This is a genomic window from Cryobacterium levicorallinum, assembly GCF_004402405.1.
Taxonomy (GTDB): Bacteria; Actinomycetota; Actinomycetes; order Actinomycetales; family Microbacteriaceae; genus Cryobacterium; species Cryobacterium levicorallinum.
Window position 1 is genome coordinate 199556 of record NZ_SOFE01000011.1, and the last position, 14385, is coordinate 213940.

Annotated in this window: 14 protein-coding genes; 3 read left to right on the forward strand and 11 right to left on the reverse strand. The window is 67.2% G+C overall.

Going from position 1 to position 14385, the window contains the following annotated elements; genetic code table 11:
• Positions 1-29: 29 nt before the first annotated feature.
• From E3O11_RS06335 to E3O11_RS06345, 3 genes are read right to left on the reverse strand one after another with little or no spacing between them, the layout of a single operon-like run.
• On the reverse strand, positions 30-1262 hold the full coding sequence (locus E3O11_RS06335) for an ABC transporter permease (RefSeq protein WP_092448414.1): 1233 nt from the start codon (positions 1260-1262) through the stop codon (positions 30-32).
• A complete protein-coding gene (locus E3O11_RS06340; protein ID WP_092448415.1) occupies positions 1259-1978 on the reverse strand; it encodes an ABC transporter ATP-binding protein in 720 nt (239 codons plus the stop codon). Before E3O11_RS06340 ends, E3O11_RS06335 begins: the two co-directional genes overlap by 4 nt.
• Complete coding sequence (locus E3O11_RS06345; protein ID WP_092448416.1) at positions 1971-3179, reverse strand: efflux RND transporter periplasmic adaptor subunit; 1209 nt, start codon at positions 3177-3179, stop codon at positions 1971-1973. Before E3O11_RS06345 ends, E3O11_RS06340 begins: the two co-directional genes overlap by 8 nt.
• 181 nt (positions 3180-3360) lie before the next feature.
• On the opposite strand from E3O11_RS06345, the gene E3O11_RS06350 reads away from it, so the two are divergent.
• Positions 3361-3849, forward strand: a complete 489-nt coding sequence (locus tag E3O11_RS06350; RefSeq protein WP_092448417.1) for a YajQ family cyclic di-GMP-binding protein — start codon at positions 3361-3363, stop codon at positions 3847-3849.
• Positions 3850-4026: 177 nt separating this feature from the next.
• On the opposite strand, the gene E3O11_RS06355 is transcribed toward E3O11_RS06350, so the two are convergent.
• From E3O11_RS06355 to ubiE, 3 genes are read right to left on the reverse strand one after another with little or no spacing between them, the layout of a single operon-like run.
• Positions 4027-5409, reverse strand: coding sequence for an FAD-dependent oxidoreductase (locus E3O11_RS06355; protein WP_092448418.1), 1383 nt, complete (start codon positions 5407-5409; stop codon positions 4027-4029).
• A 47-nt stretch (positions 5410-5456) separates the two neighbouring features.
• A complete protein-coding gene (locus tag E3O11_RS06360; RefSeq protein ID WP_233194921.1) occupies positions 5457-6527 on the reverse strand; it encodes a polyprenyl synthetase family protein in 1071 nt (356 codons plus the stop codon).
• Between the two features lie 22 nt (positions 6528-6549).
• Entirely contained in the window at positions 6550-7251 is a 702-nt protein-coding gene (gene ubiE / locus E3O11_RS06365) for a bifunctional demethylmenaquinone methyltransferase/2-methoxy-6-polyprenyl-1,4-benzoquinol methylase UbiE (protein WP_092448419.1), read from the reverse strand.
• Between the two features lie 94 nt (positions 7252-7345).
• Here ubiE and E3O11_RS06370 point away from each other — a divergent pair, with 94 nt between their 5' ends.
• Positions 7346-8578, forward strand: coding sequence for an isochorismate synthase (locus E3O11_RS06370; protein WP_241990998.1), 1233 nt, complete (start codon positions 7346-7348; stop codon positions 8576-8578).
• A gap of 32 nt (positions 8579-8610) precedes the next feature.
• On the opposite strand, the gene menD is transcribed toward E3O11_RS06370, so the two are convergent.
• Positions 8611-10314 (reverse strand): 2-succinyl-5-enolpyruvyl-6-hydroxy-3-cyclohexene-1-carboxylic-acid synthase, encoded by a 1704-nt coding sequence (gene menD, locus E3O11_RS06375; RefSeq protein WP_092448420.1) that lies wholly within the window; start codon positions 10312-10314, stop codon positions 8611-8613.
• Entirely contained in the window at positions 10307-10756 is a 450-nt protein-coding gene (locus tag E3O11_RS06380; RefSeq protein ID WP_092448421.1) for a PLD nuclease N-terminal domain-containing protein, read from the reverse strand. The genes menD and E3O11_RS06380 overlap by 8 nt, the downstream gene beginning before the upstream one ends.
• Positions 10757-10828: 72 nt before the next feature.
• On the opposite strand from E3O11_RS06380, the gene E3O11_RS06385 reads away from it, so the two are divergent.
• Positions 10829-11128 carry a DUF4229 domain-containing protein gene (locus tag E3O11_RS06385; protein WP_092448422.1) on the forward strand — a complete coding sequence of 100 codons (300 nt, stop codon included), beginning with the start codon at positions 10829-10831 and terminating at the stop codon, positions 11126-11128.
• On the opposite strand, the gene E3O11_RS06390 is transcribed toward E3O11_RS06385, so the two are convergent.
• Genes E3O11_RS06390 through E3O11_RS06400 form a run of 3 tightly spaced genes read right to left on the reverse strand, consistent with a single transcriptional unit; the run spans position 11102 to position 14215 of the window.
• Positions 11102-12133, reverse strand: coding sequence for a 1,4-dihydroxy-2-naphthoate polyprenyltransferase (locus tag E3O11_RS06390; protein ID WP_370256896.1), 1032 nt, complete (start codon positions 12131-12133; stop codon positions 11102-11104). The two genes, E3O11_RS06385 and E3O11_RS06390, sit on opposite strands and share 27 nt — an antisense overlap.
• Positions 12088-13302, reverse strand: coding sequence for an AMP-binding protein (locus E3O11_RS06395; protein WP_241994668.1), 1215 nt, complete (start codon positions 13300-13302; stop codon positions 12088-12090). Before E3O11_RS06395 ends, E3O11_RS06390 begins: the two co-directional genes overlap by 46 nt.
• 1 nt (position 13303) lies before the next feature.
• Complete coding sequence (locus tag E3O11_RS06400) at positions 13304-14215, reverse strand: 1,4-dihydroxy-2-naphthoyl-CoA synthase (protein WP_092448423.1); 912 nt, start codon at positions 14213-14215, stop codon at positions 13304-13306.
• Positions 14216-14385: the final 170 nt, after the last annotated feature.

A 14385-nucleotide genomic window follows, 5' to 3' on the forward strand; every position in this document is an offset into this window, starting at 1 on the left:
TGGTCTCATTTCGTTCGAAAGCATGGAAGTTATTCACTGCGCAGGGCGTCAATGGGAGCGAGGCGGGCGGCCCGAGCTGCCGGGTAGACGCCGAAGCTCAGGCCGATCACGATGGCGACGCCGATGGAGAGCCCGACCGCGGCCGGCGAGACGACGATCGAGCTGCCGATCACACCCGGCAACAGCAGGGCCGCGGTGACCCCGAGTATCGCGCCGAGCAGTCCGCCGCTGAGGCCGAGAATGGCCGCCTCGATCAGAAACTGCCGGCGGATGGCGCCCGGCGGCGCCCCGAGGGCCTTGCGGAGGCCGATCTCGCGGGTGCGCTCCGAGACCGAGACGAGCATAATGTTCATGACGCCGATGCCGCCGACCAGCAAGGACAGCGCCGCGACGCCGGTGAGCAGAATCGTGAGCGTTTCGTAAACGGCCGTTGCGGTGCTCACCAGGGCGTCCTGGCTGCTGATGGTGAAGTCGGCGGCCGTGCTGTCGGTGATCGAGTGCAGGTTCAGCAACAGGGTTTCGGCCTCCTGATACGCGGCGGAAAGCTGAGTGTCGCTGGCGGCCTGCAGGTAGATGGTCGACACGGCGGAACTTTCGGTGCCGCCGACCAGCGCGCTCGCCGCGGTCGAGAACGGCACGATGGCCATATCGTCGAGGTTGCCCGAGGAATCCGACCCGGCGGAGTCGAGCACCCCGATCACCTGGAACGTTTTGTCGCTGATCACCACGGACTGGCCGACCACCCGCTGGGTGCCGAATAGTTCGTCGGCGGTCTCAGGGCCGAGCACCACGACCGCGGCCGAGGTTTCCTCGTCGTCGTCACTGATGAACGCGCCCATGCTGAGAGTGCGGGCGCGCACGTCCAGCCACGAGGTGGTCGTGCCGGTAACGGATGTCGTCCAGTTCGTATCATTCGCTTCGAGCGACAGCGACAGGGTCTTTTCGGCGGCGACCGCGGAAATATCGGGAGCGTTAACGCTCGACGTAAGCGCCTGCGCATCCGCTATGGTCAGCGTCGAAGTCGAGCCGAAGCCGCCGCGCAGGCCGGCGGTGTCGGTGCTGCTGCCGGGGGCGATGATCAGCAGGTTGCTGCCGAGCGAACTGATCTGCGCGCTGACGTCTTTCTGGGTGCCGAGGCCGAGGCCGACGGTGAGGATGACGGCGGCGATTCCGATCAGAATTCCGAGCACCGTAAGGATCGACCGCAGTGCGTGCGAGTAGACAGCGCTCCAGCTGGTGCGGAAGGATTCGAGCCAGCTCATGCGGCAACCTCCTCGGTCAGTTCGTCCCGGAGAATTTCGCCGTCGCGCACCCAGACAATGCGGGCGGCCCGGCGGGCGACCTCGAGCTCGTGCGTGATGAGCACGATGGTGCGGCCGCGGGCGTGCAGTTCGTCGAATAGGGCGAGCACGTCCTGGGTCGACACCGAGTCGAGGTTTCCGGTCGGTTCATCGGCCAGAATCATGGTCGGCTCACCGACCAGGGCGCGGGCCACGGCCACGCGCTGCTGCTGTCCGCCGGAAAGCTCGCCCGGCCGGTTCTCGAACCGGTCACCGAGACCGACCCGGTCGAGCGCCTGCTCGGCGCGGGCTTTGCGCTCGTGCCGCGGCACTCCCCCATAGATCAGCGGCAATTCCACGTTGCGCCAGGCCGTCAGCGACGACAGCAGATTAAAGCCCTGAAACACGAACCCGATCTGGCGGTTGCGAATCTCGGCGAGTTCCACCTCGTCGAGATCGTTCACGTCGGTGCCGCCGAGGCGGTACTCGCCGCGGCTGAGGGTGTCGAGGCAGCCGAGAATGTTCATGATCGTGGACTTTCCCGACCCCGATGGCCCCATGATGGCGACGTATTCGCCCTCATGAATGGCGAGGTCGATGCCCGTGAGCGCTTCGAATTCGATGCTGCCGGAGCGGTAGGTCTTGCCGGCGTTACGCAATTCGATGACCGGGGTATCCGATTTCGACTGCTCACCCATTGTCGGGACCTCCGGGCATCTGACCGGCCGGAAAGTCGCCGGTGGGCATGTCGCCGGGGGGCATCATGCCGGTGCGGTCGGTGCCGGTGTTGCCGCTGCCGGGGGTGAAGGATGCCATGACGACCTCGTCGCCCTCGGCGAGTCCCTCGGTGATCTCGGTGAGGTCGCCGATCGTGGCCCCGACGGTGACCGGCGTCGAGACCTCGTTACCGTCGGCGTCCAGTACGGTCACAACGGATGCCCCATCCACGCTGGTCACAGCGGCGCTGGCCACCGTCAGCACGTCGGTGCGGCGTTCGTACACGATGTCCGCGGTCACCGCGACGCCGTCATAGAGGCCCTCAGTGGATCCGGTGACCACGACGACGACCGGGTAGGCGGCCACACCGGTGCTCGTTGCGGGCAGCAGGCCGACCTCGGAGACGGTGCCGAAAAACTCAGTGCCGTCATCGAGCGCCAATTCGACCTGGTTATCGGCCGCGATGAGGGCGGCATCCGTTTCACCGACGGTGAAGTCGACGGTCCAGGAGTCGGTGCCGACGATGGTGAAGGCGGCGCTGCTGGCGGTGGTCGTCGCGCCGGCGCCGGTTTCCGCCGTTCCGGCCGCTGCGCCGTCGGTCGTACTTCCGCCCGAGACGGCCTCGCCGACGGCGACGTTGACCACGGTGATGAGTCCGGCGACCGGCGCGGTGAGTGTGACGGCAGCTTGCGCGGCCAGGGCCTCATCGACACCGTTCTGTGCCGTGGTCACGCTGGCCTCGTTGGCGGCGATCTGGGCCAGGTCGGCCGTGCTTGTGTCACTCGCAACCTCGCTGTCGGCCAGTTTCGCTGCAGCGGAGGCGAGGGTGGCGCGGGCCGCGAGCAGCTCGGCGTCGACGGTGAGGGTGTCGACGGTAGCGAGCACGTCGCCCGCCTGGACCACCGTTCCGGCGGCCACGTTCACCCCGGTGACGTTTCCGGATGCCGCGAAGGACACCTCCTCCTGCACCGTCGGGGTGAGGGTGCCGCTCACCGTGACGCTCTGTTGCATGGTCTCGAGACTCGCGGCAACGGTCTGGGTGGCCGGGGTGGCCTCGGCGCGGGTCGGCTGGGCGGCAATGAACCACCAGGCCCCGCCGCCGATCAGGGCGAGCACGATGACGCCGCCGCTGAGCACCCACCACCAGGCTTTCATTTGACGGATGCGTGTGCGCAGCTTCATTGTTCTCCTCAGATATTCACCTTCGGCACGTTGTTCACTGTGCCGCTACAACGAACCTAAGGACGCTGTCTATGCCCGAGGCATCCGTGGCCTATCAAACGCCTATCAGTAACGCGAGAGCGCGTTTGGAGTGCCTAATCGCGCACTTCGTGCGCTCTCGCGGGTCAGATACCATGGGGGAATGGCAGATTCAACGTTCGACATCGTCAGCAAGGTCGACCCGATGGAGGTCGACAACGCCCTCAACCAGGCGCACAAGGAAGTCGCGCAGCGCTACGACTTCAAGAACGTGGGGGCCTCGATCGCGATGAGCGGCGAGAAGGTGCTCATGAAGGCGAACACCGAGGAGCGCGTCAAGGCGATCCTCGAGGTGTTCGAGTCCAAGCTGATCAAGCGCGGCATCTCCCTGCGCAGCCTCGATGCCGGCGAGCCGTTCGCCTCCGGCAAGGAGTACCGCATCGAGACGTCGATGAAGGCCGGGATCGACCAGGAGAACGCGAAGAAGATCAGCAAGATCATTCGCGATGAGGGGCCCAAGGGCGTCAAGAGTCAGATTCAGGGCGACGAACTGCGGGTCAGCTCGAAGAGCCGCGACGACCTGCAGGCGGTCATGGCCCTACTCAAGGGCAAGGACCTCGACGTGGCCCTGCAGTTCACGAACTTCCGCTAGCCGCGCGCCCACACCTCCCACACCTCCCGCACCTCCCACACCTCCCGCACCTCCCGCACCTCCCGCACCTCCCGCACCATTTTGGTCGCCGGGCCCACCTTATGGAACCGGGCCCATGATGGATCATGGGCCCGGTTTCCGGGCCCGGGCCCGGTCAGAAGAGAGGGGCGGCGCGGGCTACTCCGCGCGGGAGACCGCGACCATTTCGTCGCGATCGACGACCTTAATGCGGATGCGGCCGGCCGCCTCACCGAGCGCGAGCTCGTGCTGGTCCAGGTTGTGCCAGCCGTCAAGTCCGGTGTAGCGCACGCCGCGATCGGAGAGCAGCGCCACGATGCTCTCCTCCGACGGCGACTCGGGCCGCCACCAGTTCCCGAGGTCATTGATCAGGTGCTTGATGGTTTCCATCGCGTCGCTTTTGGTATGGCCGATCAGGCCGACGGGCCCGCGCTTGATCCAGCCGGTCGCGTAGACGCCGTACATCTGCTGGTTGAACAGCCCGCCGGTCCCGGCCGAGGGGTCACGCCGCAGCACCTGACCCTCGCGGTTGGGAATCACACCGCGCTTCTTGTCGAACGGCACGTCGGCCAGCTCCGACCCGAAGTAGCCGACCGCCCGGTACACGGCCTGAACCGGGATCTCGCGAATCTCACCGGTGCCGACGACGCCGCCGGCGGCATCCGTTATGGTGCGTTCCCAGCGAAACGCAGCCACCCGGCCGGTGCCGTCATCGACGACCTCGACCGGCTTGGCGAAGAAGTGCAGGTGCAGGCGGCGGCTGGCCGTGCCGGTCTCGCGGGCGCGCCACGCGTTCAGCGTCTTGTCGATCACGAAAACCTGCTTGTTGCTCGCGACGGCATCCTTGGCGGCTTCGTCGTAGTCGAAGTCCTCGTCGTAGACGATCATGTCGACGTCGTTCAACTCGCCGATCTCGCGCAGCTCAAGCGGCGTGAATTTAACGGATGTCGGCCCGCGGCGCCCAAACACGTGCACGTCGGTCACCGGTGACGCCGCGAGCCCGTCGTACACATTTCCGGGAATCTCGGTCGGAAGCAGGTCCTCGGCGTGCTTGATCAGCATGCGGGACACGTCGAGGGCCACGTTGCCGTTGCCGATCACGGCGATCTCGCGAGCCTCGAGCGGCCAGGTGCGCGGCACATCGGGGTGACCGTCGAACCAGCTGACGAAGTCGGCTGCGCCGTAGGAACCGTCGAGCGAGGCGCCGGGAATGTTGAGGTCGGCGTCCTGCACGGCCCCGGTCGCGAAGATGACCGCGTTGTAGTGCTTCTTGAGGTCGTCGAGGGTGATATCGACACCGAACCGCACGTTGCCGAACACGCGAATATCGCCGCTGTCGAGCACCCCGCGCAGGGCGGTGATGATGCCCTTGATGCGCGGGTGGTCGGGCGCGACGCCGTAGCGCACCAGCCCATACGGCGCGGGAAGGTGGTCGAACAGGTCGATCGAGACCTCAAAGTTGCGCTCAGCCTTGAGCAGAATATCGGCGGCGTAGATGCCGGCCGGGCCTGCGCCGACGATAGCCAGTCTCAATTTGGTCACGGAAGTTTCCTTACTGCGCGAGCAGTCGGGGCAAGCCCCAACACGCTCTAGCTGGAGCGCTCGACGATGGTCTCGGCGAATCGGGTGAGAGCTTTCTTAACCGAGCCCTTCGGCAGCGGGGCGAGGGCAGCTACCGCGTCGCGGGCCCAGCCGTGCGCCTCGGCGAGGGTTTCGGCGGTGACGGCGTGCTCGCGCAGCGCGGTGATGGCCGCATCGGCAGCCTCACCCTGTTCAGCGCCGGCCGACATGACGTCGCGTTCGAGTCGCTGCAGCAGATCAGCGGATGCCCCATCGCTCACGGCGCGTTCCCGCAACCGAAGCAGCGGCAACGTCACCACTCCCGCCCGGAGGTCCGTTCCCGGCACCTTGCCGGTCTCCTGCGGCTGCGGCGACAGGTCGAGCACATCGTCGATGAGCTGAAAGGCCACGCCGATCTTCTCGCCGAAGTCGACGACGGGCTGCTCGAACTCGGCCGGAGCGTTGGAGAACACCACCCCGCCCTGCGCGGCTGCCGCGATGAGCGAGCCGGTTTTGCCTGCGAGCACCTGAATGTAATGCTCGACCGGGTCGTCGCCGGCGCGCGGGCCGACCGTCTCCTGAAACTGGCCCATCACGAGGCGCTCGAAGGTGGTCGCCTGCAGCTTGATGGCGCGCTCACCGAGCCGGGCCATCAGCTGACTGGCACGGGCAAACAACAGGTCCCCGGTGAGGATAGCGATGGAGTTGCCCCACACCGTTTGGGCGCTCGGTACGCCGCGACGCTTGTCGGCATCGTCCATTACGTCGTCGTGGTAGAGCGAGGCGAGGTGAGTCAGTTCGATGGCCGTCGAAGCGGTGACCACGTCGGGCACAATGCCCTCGCCCAGGTGCGCGGTGAGCAGCGCAAGCATGGGACGCACCCGTTTGCCGCCCGCGTTGAGCAGGTAGCGGCTGGTGACCGTGGCGATCTCGTTGGCGTAGACCAGTTCGGCGAGCAGGGCGTCTTCGACCTGTTCAATGCCGGAATCGATGTTCGCGGCCAGGCCACGATCGGCGGAAGTCGAGAAGATACGATCGCCGAGGCCCGCCTGGCTAGTCACCGACGCGCTGCGTCGGATCACGGGGGCTCTGGATTTCACGTAAGTCAGCCTATCGAGTTGATCAGGATTTGGTTCCACGGTGCAGCGCCACGATGCCGAGCGTGAGATTGCGGTAGGCGACGCTGGAGTAGCCGGCCGAGCGCAGCCATCCGCTTAATACCGGCTGGGTCGGCCAGGCCGCGATGGACTCCCCCAGGTAGTCGTAGGCCTCGGCGTTCGACGAGGCGAGCCGCACGACCCGCGGCATCACGTGGTTGAGGTAGGCGAAATAGCTCTGGCGCACGAGCGTGAGCGGCGGGGTCGAGAACTCGCAGATGACGACGCGGCCGCCGGGCTTGGTCACCCGGTAGAACTCGGCGAGCGCCTTCTTCGGTTCGACCACGTTTCGCAGCCCGAAGGAGATGGTGACGGCGTCGAATTCGTTGTCTTTGAAGGGAAGCACCGTGGCGTCGGCCTGCACGAATTCGATGTTCGGGTTGTGCGCGTGACGGGTCTTGCCGACCTCGATCATGCCGGCCGAGAAGTCGGCGGCGACGACGTGGGCGCCACTGTGGGCGAGGGCTGCGCTGGACGTTCCGGTGCCGGCGGCGATGTCCAGAATGCGCTCCCCCGCCTGCGGGTTGACGGCCTTGGTGGTGGCGAGGCGCCAGAGCGACGCGTTGCCGACCGACAGCAACGCATTTGTGCGGTCATAGTGGGCGGCCACCTCGTCGAACATGGCAGCCACCTGCGCGGGCCGTTTGTTCAGGTCTGCTCTATTCACCCCATCATTCTAGGTCGCGCGGGCGGGGCGAAACTGCATGGTTGCCGGGGTACGCGTTCGTATAGGAGCAGCGGCGCGGGCGTAGGCTACAGAAGTGAATGTGCAGGCCTTGACGGTCGAAACCTCCCCGATAGCCGATATCCGCCAACTGATCCTGCTGCTCGATGGCCGCACGCCCCTGCTCTGGATGCGTCGCAACCAGGGTTTGGCCGGCATCGGCTGCGCGCTGCGGCTCGAATTCTCCGGCCCGACCCGCATGACGGATGCTGCGGCGGCGTGGAAACAAGTCGTCGCGCTGGCCACCGTGACCGACCCGCTGGCCCGCACCGGCACCGGGCTGCTGGCATTCGGTGCGTTCGCCTTCGACGAGTCCTCCGCGCAGACCAGCGTGCTGATCGTGCCCGAGATCATCGTCGGCCGCGAAGACGGCCAGTGCTGGGTGACGCGCATTCACGTGACCGGCCAGAGCGCCGGCGCGAACCCGCTCGCGCTGCATCCGCTCGGCGACGAGTATCGCATCGCGCTGCTCCCGGGAGCGTTACCCCCCGCAGACTTTCGCACCGCGGTCAGCTCCGGCATCGAACGCATTCGCGCGCAACAGGTCAACAAGGTCGTGCTCGCCCGCGACCTGGTCGGGCGAGTGCCGGCCGAGTCCGACCTGCGCCGCGCCATCAGCAAGCTCGCGCTCGGCTACCCGGACTGCTGGACCTACGCCGTCGACGGCCTCATCGGGTCGAGCCCGGAAACCCTCATTCGCGCCGACCACGGCTCGGTCAATGCCCGGGTGCTGGCCGGCACGATCTCGCGGGGAGCGGATGCCGAAGACGACCGCGAGGCGGCCCTGACCCTGGCGACCTCGTCGAAGGACGGCGACGAGCACGAGTTCGCCGTGCAGAGCGTGCTCAAGTCGCTGCGCCCGCACACCTCGGTGCTCGCGACCAGTGAGATTCCGTTCACGCTGAAGCTGCCGAACCTGTGGCATCTCGCGACCGACCTCGAGGGCACGCTGAGCGACGGGTCGACCTCGCTCGACCTGATCGCTGCGTTGCATCCGACGGCCGCGGTCGCCGGAACGCCGACCCTCGAAGCCCTGAGCCTCATTCGCGAGCTCGAACCGTTCGACCGCGGCCGCTACGCCGGGCCGGTCGGCTGGGTCGGCGCCGACGGCGACGGTGAATGGGCGATCGCCCTGCGCTGCGCCCAAGTCGCCCCCGAGGGCGGCATTACCGCCTACGCCGGCTGCGGCATCGTGCTGGACTCCGACCCCGACCGCGAGCTGGCCGAGACGAAGATGAAGTTTCGCCCGATCGTCGAGGCCTTCGGCTAGCTCGCGGCAGCCGAGCCCCGCGCGACACAGACTCAGCGAACGAGCGGAACCTCGAGGATGGCCGGACCGGTCGGGGCACCGGTGAGGGCGCGCTCCAGGTCGGCCCGCGTGGCTGCGACCTCGTACTCCCAGCCATAGGCAGCAGCGAGGGCTTGCAGGTCGACGCTACGCGGCGTGTACAGCACCCGTTCCATCGCCTCGACCGGGGCCGTTGCCGCGACCTCGAGGCCGTCGAAGATGCTGCCGCCGCCGTCGACTCCGACAATGACCTGCAGCCGCGGCCGCGGTTCGCCGGGAGCGAGCAACAGCGAGCCAACGTCGTGCAGAAACGTCAGGTCGCCCATTAGTACCCGTGTCACTCCGACCGAACGCGGTTCCGGTTCGGCCTGGCTGGCCAGCGCCACTCCGAGCGCCGTCGCAATGGTGCCGTCGATTCCGGCCAGCCCGCGGTTCGCCAGCACTGTGATCTTCTTGCCGGGAACGCGCTTGTCCGCCTCCCGAATGAGCCGGGAGGCACCGAGTACGAGCCGGTCGTGCGGCCACGACGCCCGCCACACCGCGTCGACGAGCAGCGCCCGGGTCAGCGGTGCCCGCAGCACGGCCAGCTCGGCGCGGGTGATGCCGCGTTTGTCGATCGGGGCCCGGCCCTCATCGGCCGCCGCCTCGGCGAGGGCCCGGCTGGTCATCACCCAGCGCCCCAGCCACGCCCGGCCGGCCGGGGTGCGCGCGGCCGCAGCGCACGAAGCATCCGGTCCAATCGAGCGGGTGAAGGCGCGCGCGGAGCGGCCGGGGTTGTACCACTCGATTCCGGTCGGGGCGACCACAATTGTCTCCACACCGGGGCGTTCAATGAGGGCGGGAATTTCTCGACTGAGCGTGGGGTGGCCGAACACGATCACGCGCTCGACCTCGCCGCCCAGATCCACGGCGCCAAGCAGCTCGCGATAGTGCACAATCAGGTTCGGGCCGAACCGAGCCCCGCTGGACACTTCGGCCAGCAGCGGCCAGCCCCCGGCGTGGGCGAGTTCTTCGGCCTCCGGACCGGCGCCATCGCCGGCAACGACAACCGTGCGTGGTCCAGGGGCGAGCAGCATGGTCGGGCCGTCGGTCGAGACGGCAGGTGCAACGGGGGCAGCCGGAGTCACCCTCGGCAATCCAGCAGGAAGCGCGGCCGACAACGGCTCCCGAAACGCCAGATTCAGTTGCACCGGGCCGGGTGCGGCGGTGCCTTCGCCGGTGGCGGCATCCGTCGCTTGGCGGGCCAACGCTTGGGCAATGCCGGTCTCGTCGGGTTCGCCGACCGGCGCCGGAACGTCAAGGCACAGTCGGGTGGCGACGCCGAAGATGCCGGGCTGCACGGTGGTTTGGTTTGAACGGATGCCGCGCAGCTCGGCCGGACGATCGGCCGTCAGCAGGATCATCGGCACCCCGGCGTGGTGCGCTTCGAGCACGGCCGGGTGCAAATTGGCCACGGCCGTGCCCGACGTCACGACGACAAGGGCGGGCCGACCGGTCTCGAGCGTAAGGCCGAGCGCGAGAAAGCCGGCGCTGCGTTCATCGGTGCGCACATGCAAGTTGATACCGCCGGCCCGTTCCAGCTCGGCCGCGGCCAGCGCGAGCGCCTGCGAACGCGCACCGGGACAGAGCACGAGGTCGCGCAGCCCGAGACGTATAAATTCGTTTAGAAGGGAGAAACTAAAATCGGTCGCCGGGCTACCGTTGAACGGCTCAGGCATCCCGACGGCCAGGCTGCTCGCCTTCGCCCGGTTCCTTCTTCTTCGGGTCTACGCCGGTACCATTACCCGGTGTCGGATCGTTCTTGTCGAGATCGGCGAGGTCCTGCTCCATCCGACGGATGCGCTCCTGCTGGTCTTTCTCGTTGAATGGCCGGTTTTCGCCGGTTGCTGTGGCAACGCCGCCGCCGTTCAGGCCGCGCAGAAAATCGAGGTCGTCATCGGGAGCGACCGATCGGTACGACCGGGTGGTGGGCGTGGAGCGTCCGTGGCCGACCAGCAGCCAGAGCAGCGGCCCGATCAGCGGTACCAGAACGATGACGAAAATCCACACCCAGCGCGGCAAACCTCGAATGCGTTTGCGGTCGAAGACGGCGCAGTCTACGAGGGTGTAGACCGTGAGAATGACCAGGGCCAGTCCTAGTCCGATCAAGAGCTTGGGCATGTCTTGATTCTATGGCGCTTGGCCGTGAGAGACATGTGCGGATGCTCAGGCGCGGCGTTCTAAACTTGGCCCATGAAATTCGTGGCCCCCTGGCTGTACTACTCCGTGATGCGCGTGCTGATGTTTGCCGTACCGCTGGCGATCCTGCTCTCCCTCGGTTTCTGGCCCTGGGCTGCGGCCGTCATCGCTGCCATGCTCGGCCTGTGCCTGTCCTACCTGTTTCTCGGCAAGTCCCGCGAGAGCGTGGCGCGTGACCTGTACCAGGCGCGGCACCCCGGCAAGGAGCCGGTAAATCCGGATTCTGAGGTCGAGGACCAGGCGCTGAATGCCGAAGAAACCACCAACTCAGAACGCGAAAGCAAGTCCCAGTAGCAGCCCGTAGGCCAGCGCCGCGAGGCTGGTCAGCTTCAGCGCAAGGAGGAGTTCCCTGGCCGACGTCGCGGTGACCGTAATGAGGCAGGCCGGCAGCGCCAGCAGCAGCACGAAGAACGTGAAGATCCCGAGCGGATAAACCAGGCTGAACAGTCCGGCGATCACGAACGGCAGCAGCAGGAAGACGCAGAAGACGACCCGGGAAGCCGTGCGGCCGATGCGCACCGCGAGGGTGCGCTTGCCGGCGGCCTTGTCGGGCACGATGTCCCGCAGGTTGTTGACCATGAGCACGGCACAGGCGATCAGTCCCATCGCCACACCGCCGAGCACGCTCTCGGTCGTGAAGTCGCCGACCTGCACGTAGGTGGTGCCGGCGGTGGCGACGAGCCCGAAGAAGACGAACACGAACAGTTCGCCGAGGCCGAGGTAGCCGTAGGGCTTCCTGCCACCGGTGTAGAACCAGGCCGCCAACAGGGCGACGACGCCGACGAGCAGCAGCCACCAGTACTGGGTCAGAATGACGAGGGTCAGGCCGGCCACGGCGGCGAGGCCGAAGAAGACCAGGGCGACGCGCAGCACGGTACGGGGGTTGGCAACGCCGCCGCCGGTCAGTCGGGCCGGGCCGACCCGAAAAGCGTCGGTGCCGCGAATGCCGTCGGAATAGTCGTTGGCGTAGTTGACGCCGATCTGCAGCAGCAGGGCCACCGCGAGGGCGAGCAGCGCGCGCACCGGGTGGTAGACGCCGGGGCCGGCCGCGACGATGGCGGCTCCGGTGCCGAGCAGCACAGGAGCGATGGCGAGTGGCAGGGTGCGTAGGCGCGCACCGGCGATCCAGTCTACGGCCGTGGCCGGCGTGACCGCGGCGGGCCCCTTGCGCGGTACGTTTTTGAAGGCTGGATGGCCTGACTTGCCGTTTTTCTTGCCACCGGAAGCGGCACCCGCCAGCGTCGCCGCAGGGTTCAGTCTTTGTTGTTTGGGCCTGACCGGCCGAGCTCCTTGTGCCACGCCACCATGCTACTTGTTGGCCCAGGACTGGCCAACACAGAACTGGCCAACGCCACCCGGTCGGGCTTACCCGAGGCCAGCAGTGGGATCTGCTCCACTCGCACGACGCGCGCGGGCCTGGCGGCACGCCCCAGCAGCGTCACAACGGATGCCCCCACGACAGCCAGATCCGCCGCCGCGCCTTCCGGCCCGGCCACCACCAGAACCGGCACCTGGCCCCATTGGGCATCATCGCCACCGAGCACAATCGCCGTCTCGAAGCCCACACAGGACCGCACGATCCGTTCGACGGCATCGAGGGACACCTTCTCGCCGCCGGAGATGATCACGTTGTCGGCCCGGCCGAGCACCGTGACGCGACCGCTCAGGGGATCGACCTCGCCGAGGTCGCCGGTGCGGTACCAGCGCACCCCCTGCTCCACGATGAACCGGTCAGCGGTGCGCGCGGCATCGTCGAGGTACCCCTCGGCGAGCACCGCGCCCGACAGCTCGAGCTGCCCGTCGACGAGACGCACGAGGGTGTCCCCGATCGGAACCCCGTCGTAGACGCACCCACCGGCCGTCTCCGACGATCCATAGGTGCGCACGACCCGCACCTCCAGTTCGGCCGCCCGCGCGATGAGCTCGGGTCGGATGGCCTGCCCGCCGACCAAAATCGCGGTGAAGCGCCGCAGCACGGCCAGCAGGGCCGGGTCCTCCGATGCGTCGAGCAGCCGGGCCAACTGCACCGGAACCAGCGCGGTGTAGCGCAGCGGCTCGGTCATGGTCTCGGCCAGACGAAGAAAATTCTGCGGATCGAAGTGGCCAGGCGGTAGCACGATCGGGGTGGTCTCGGCGGCGATCGAGCGCACCAGCACCTGCACCCCAGCGATGTAGTGCACCGGAAGGGCCAGCAGCCACTGCCCCGGTCCACCGAGGGCGACCGCCGACGCCGCGGCACCGGCCAGCAGCGCATTGGTGGCGAGCATGGCCCGTTTCGGCGCCCCCGTCGACCCGGAGGTCTCGATCACCACGGCGACCCGCTTCGGCACGTCGCCGAGGACCGGCATTCCCGCAGCCCGATCGGTCGACAGCGGCAGCACGGCCGGCCCGCTGCCGGCGAGCGCGTTTCGCAGCACGGCCAAAAAGTCGAGCGGATGCTCCGGCGCGACCGCGAGCAGCGGCCTCACGTCAGTACTGCCACGGGTACGGCGACCAGTCCGGTTCACGCTTCTCCAGGAAGGAGTCCCGGCCCTCGACGGCTTCATCGGTGCCATAAGCGAGGCGGGTGGCCTCGCCGGCGAACACCTGCTGGCCGACCAGCCCGTCGTCGACGGCGTTGAAAGCGAACTTGAGCATGCGAATCGCGGTGGGCGACTTGGTCAGAATCTCTCGAGCCCAGTCCAGTGCCACGGTTTCGAGTTCGGCGTGCGGCACGACGGCGTTGATCGCGCCCATCTCGAGCGCACGCTGGGCCGAGTATTCGCGAGCCAGAAAGAACACCTCGCGGGCGGCTTTCTGGCCGACCTGGCGGGCGAAGTAGGCGCTGCCGTAACCGGCGTCGAAGGAGCCGACATCGGCATCCGTTTGCTTGAATTTGCCGTGTTCGGCGCTGGCGATACTGAGGTCGCAGACCACGTGCAGGGAGTGCCCGCCGCCAGCCGCCCAGCCGGGTATGACCGCGATGACGACCTTGGGCATGAAGCGGATGAGACGCTGCACTTCCAGAATATGCAGGCGTCCGGCGCGTCCGCGGTCGATGCCCGCTGCCGTCTCGCCCTCGGAGTATTTGTAGCCGTCCCGGCCGCGGATGCGCTGATCGCCACCGGAGCAGAAGGCCCAGCCGCCGTCCTTGGCACTCGGGCCATTGCCGGTGAGCAGAACGACGCCGATTTTCGAGTTCAGCCGGGCGTCTTCCAGAGCGCTGAACAACTCGTCGACCGTGCGGGGGCGAAAGGCATTGCGCACCTCGGGCCGGTCAAAGGCGATGCGGGCGATTCGGCCGCTCAGATCCTGGTGGTAGGTCAGATCGGTGAGGTCTTCAAAGCCGGCAACGGCCTTCCATCGGCTCGCATCGAAGATTTCGGATACCTGTTCGCTCATGCTGTCAGCCTACGGGGGCGGACGCGCAGCTTGCGGCTTCACCAACTCGTAATACCCACGGTTGTAAAGACGAAATAACCTCAGGTAATCTTTACCAAACAATATGTCAAGCCCTTGATCGCCACCCCTCTTCGGGGGTGTACTAAAGACTTGGAATACACGGGGAGGTG

What these genes read in the sequence shown, in the direction of transcription:
- E3O11_RS06335 (WP_092448414.1), bottom strand. Translation starts at nt 1,262, where the DNA reads ATGAGCTGGCTCGAATCCTTCCGCACCAGCTGGAGCGCTGTCTACTCG.
- E3O11_RS06340 (WP_092448415.1), bottom strand. Translation starts at nt 1,978, where the DNA reads ATGGGTGAGCAGTCGAAATCGGATACCCCGGTCATCGAATTGCGTAAC.
- E3O11_RS06345 (WP_092448416.1), bottom strand. Translation starts at nt 3,179, where the DNA reads ATGAAGCTGCGCACACGCATCCGTCAAATGAAAGCCTGGTGGTGGGTG.
- E3O11_RS06350 (WP_092448417.1), top strand. Translation starts at nt 3,361, where the DNA reads ATGGCAGATTCAACGTTCGACATCGTCAGCAAGGTCGACCCGATGGAG.
- menD (WP_092448420.1), bottom strand. Translation starts at nt 10,314, where the DNA reads ATGCCTGAGCCGTTCAACGGTAGCCCGGCGACCGATTTTAGTTTCTCC.
- E3O11_RS06380 (WP_092448421.1), bottom strand. Translation starts at nt 10,756, where the DNA reads ATGCCCAAGCTCTTGATCGGACTAGGACTGGCCCTGGTCATTCTCACG.
- E3O11_RS06385 (WP_092448422.1), top strand. Translation starts at nt 10,829, where the DNA reads ATGAAATTCGTGGCCCCCTGGCTGTACTACTCCGTGATGCGCGTGCTG.
- E3O11_RS06400 (WP_092448423.1), bottom strand. Translation starts at nt 14,215, where the DNA reads ATGAGCGAACAGGTATCCGAAATCTTCGATGCGAGCCGATGGAAGGCC.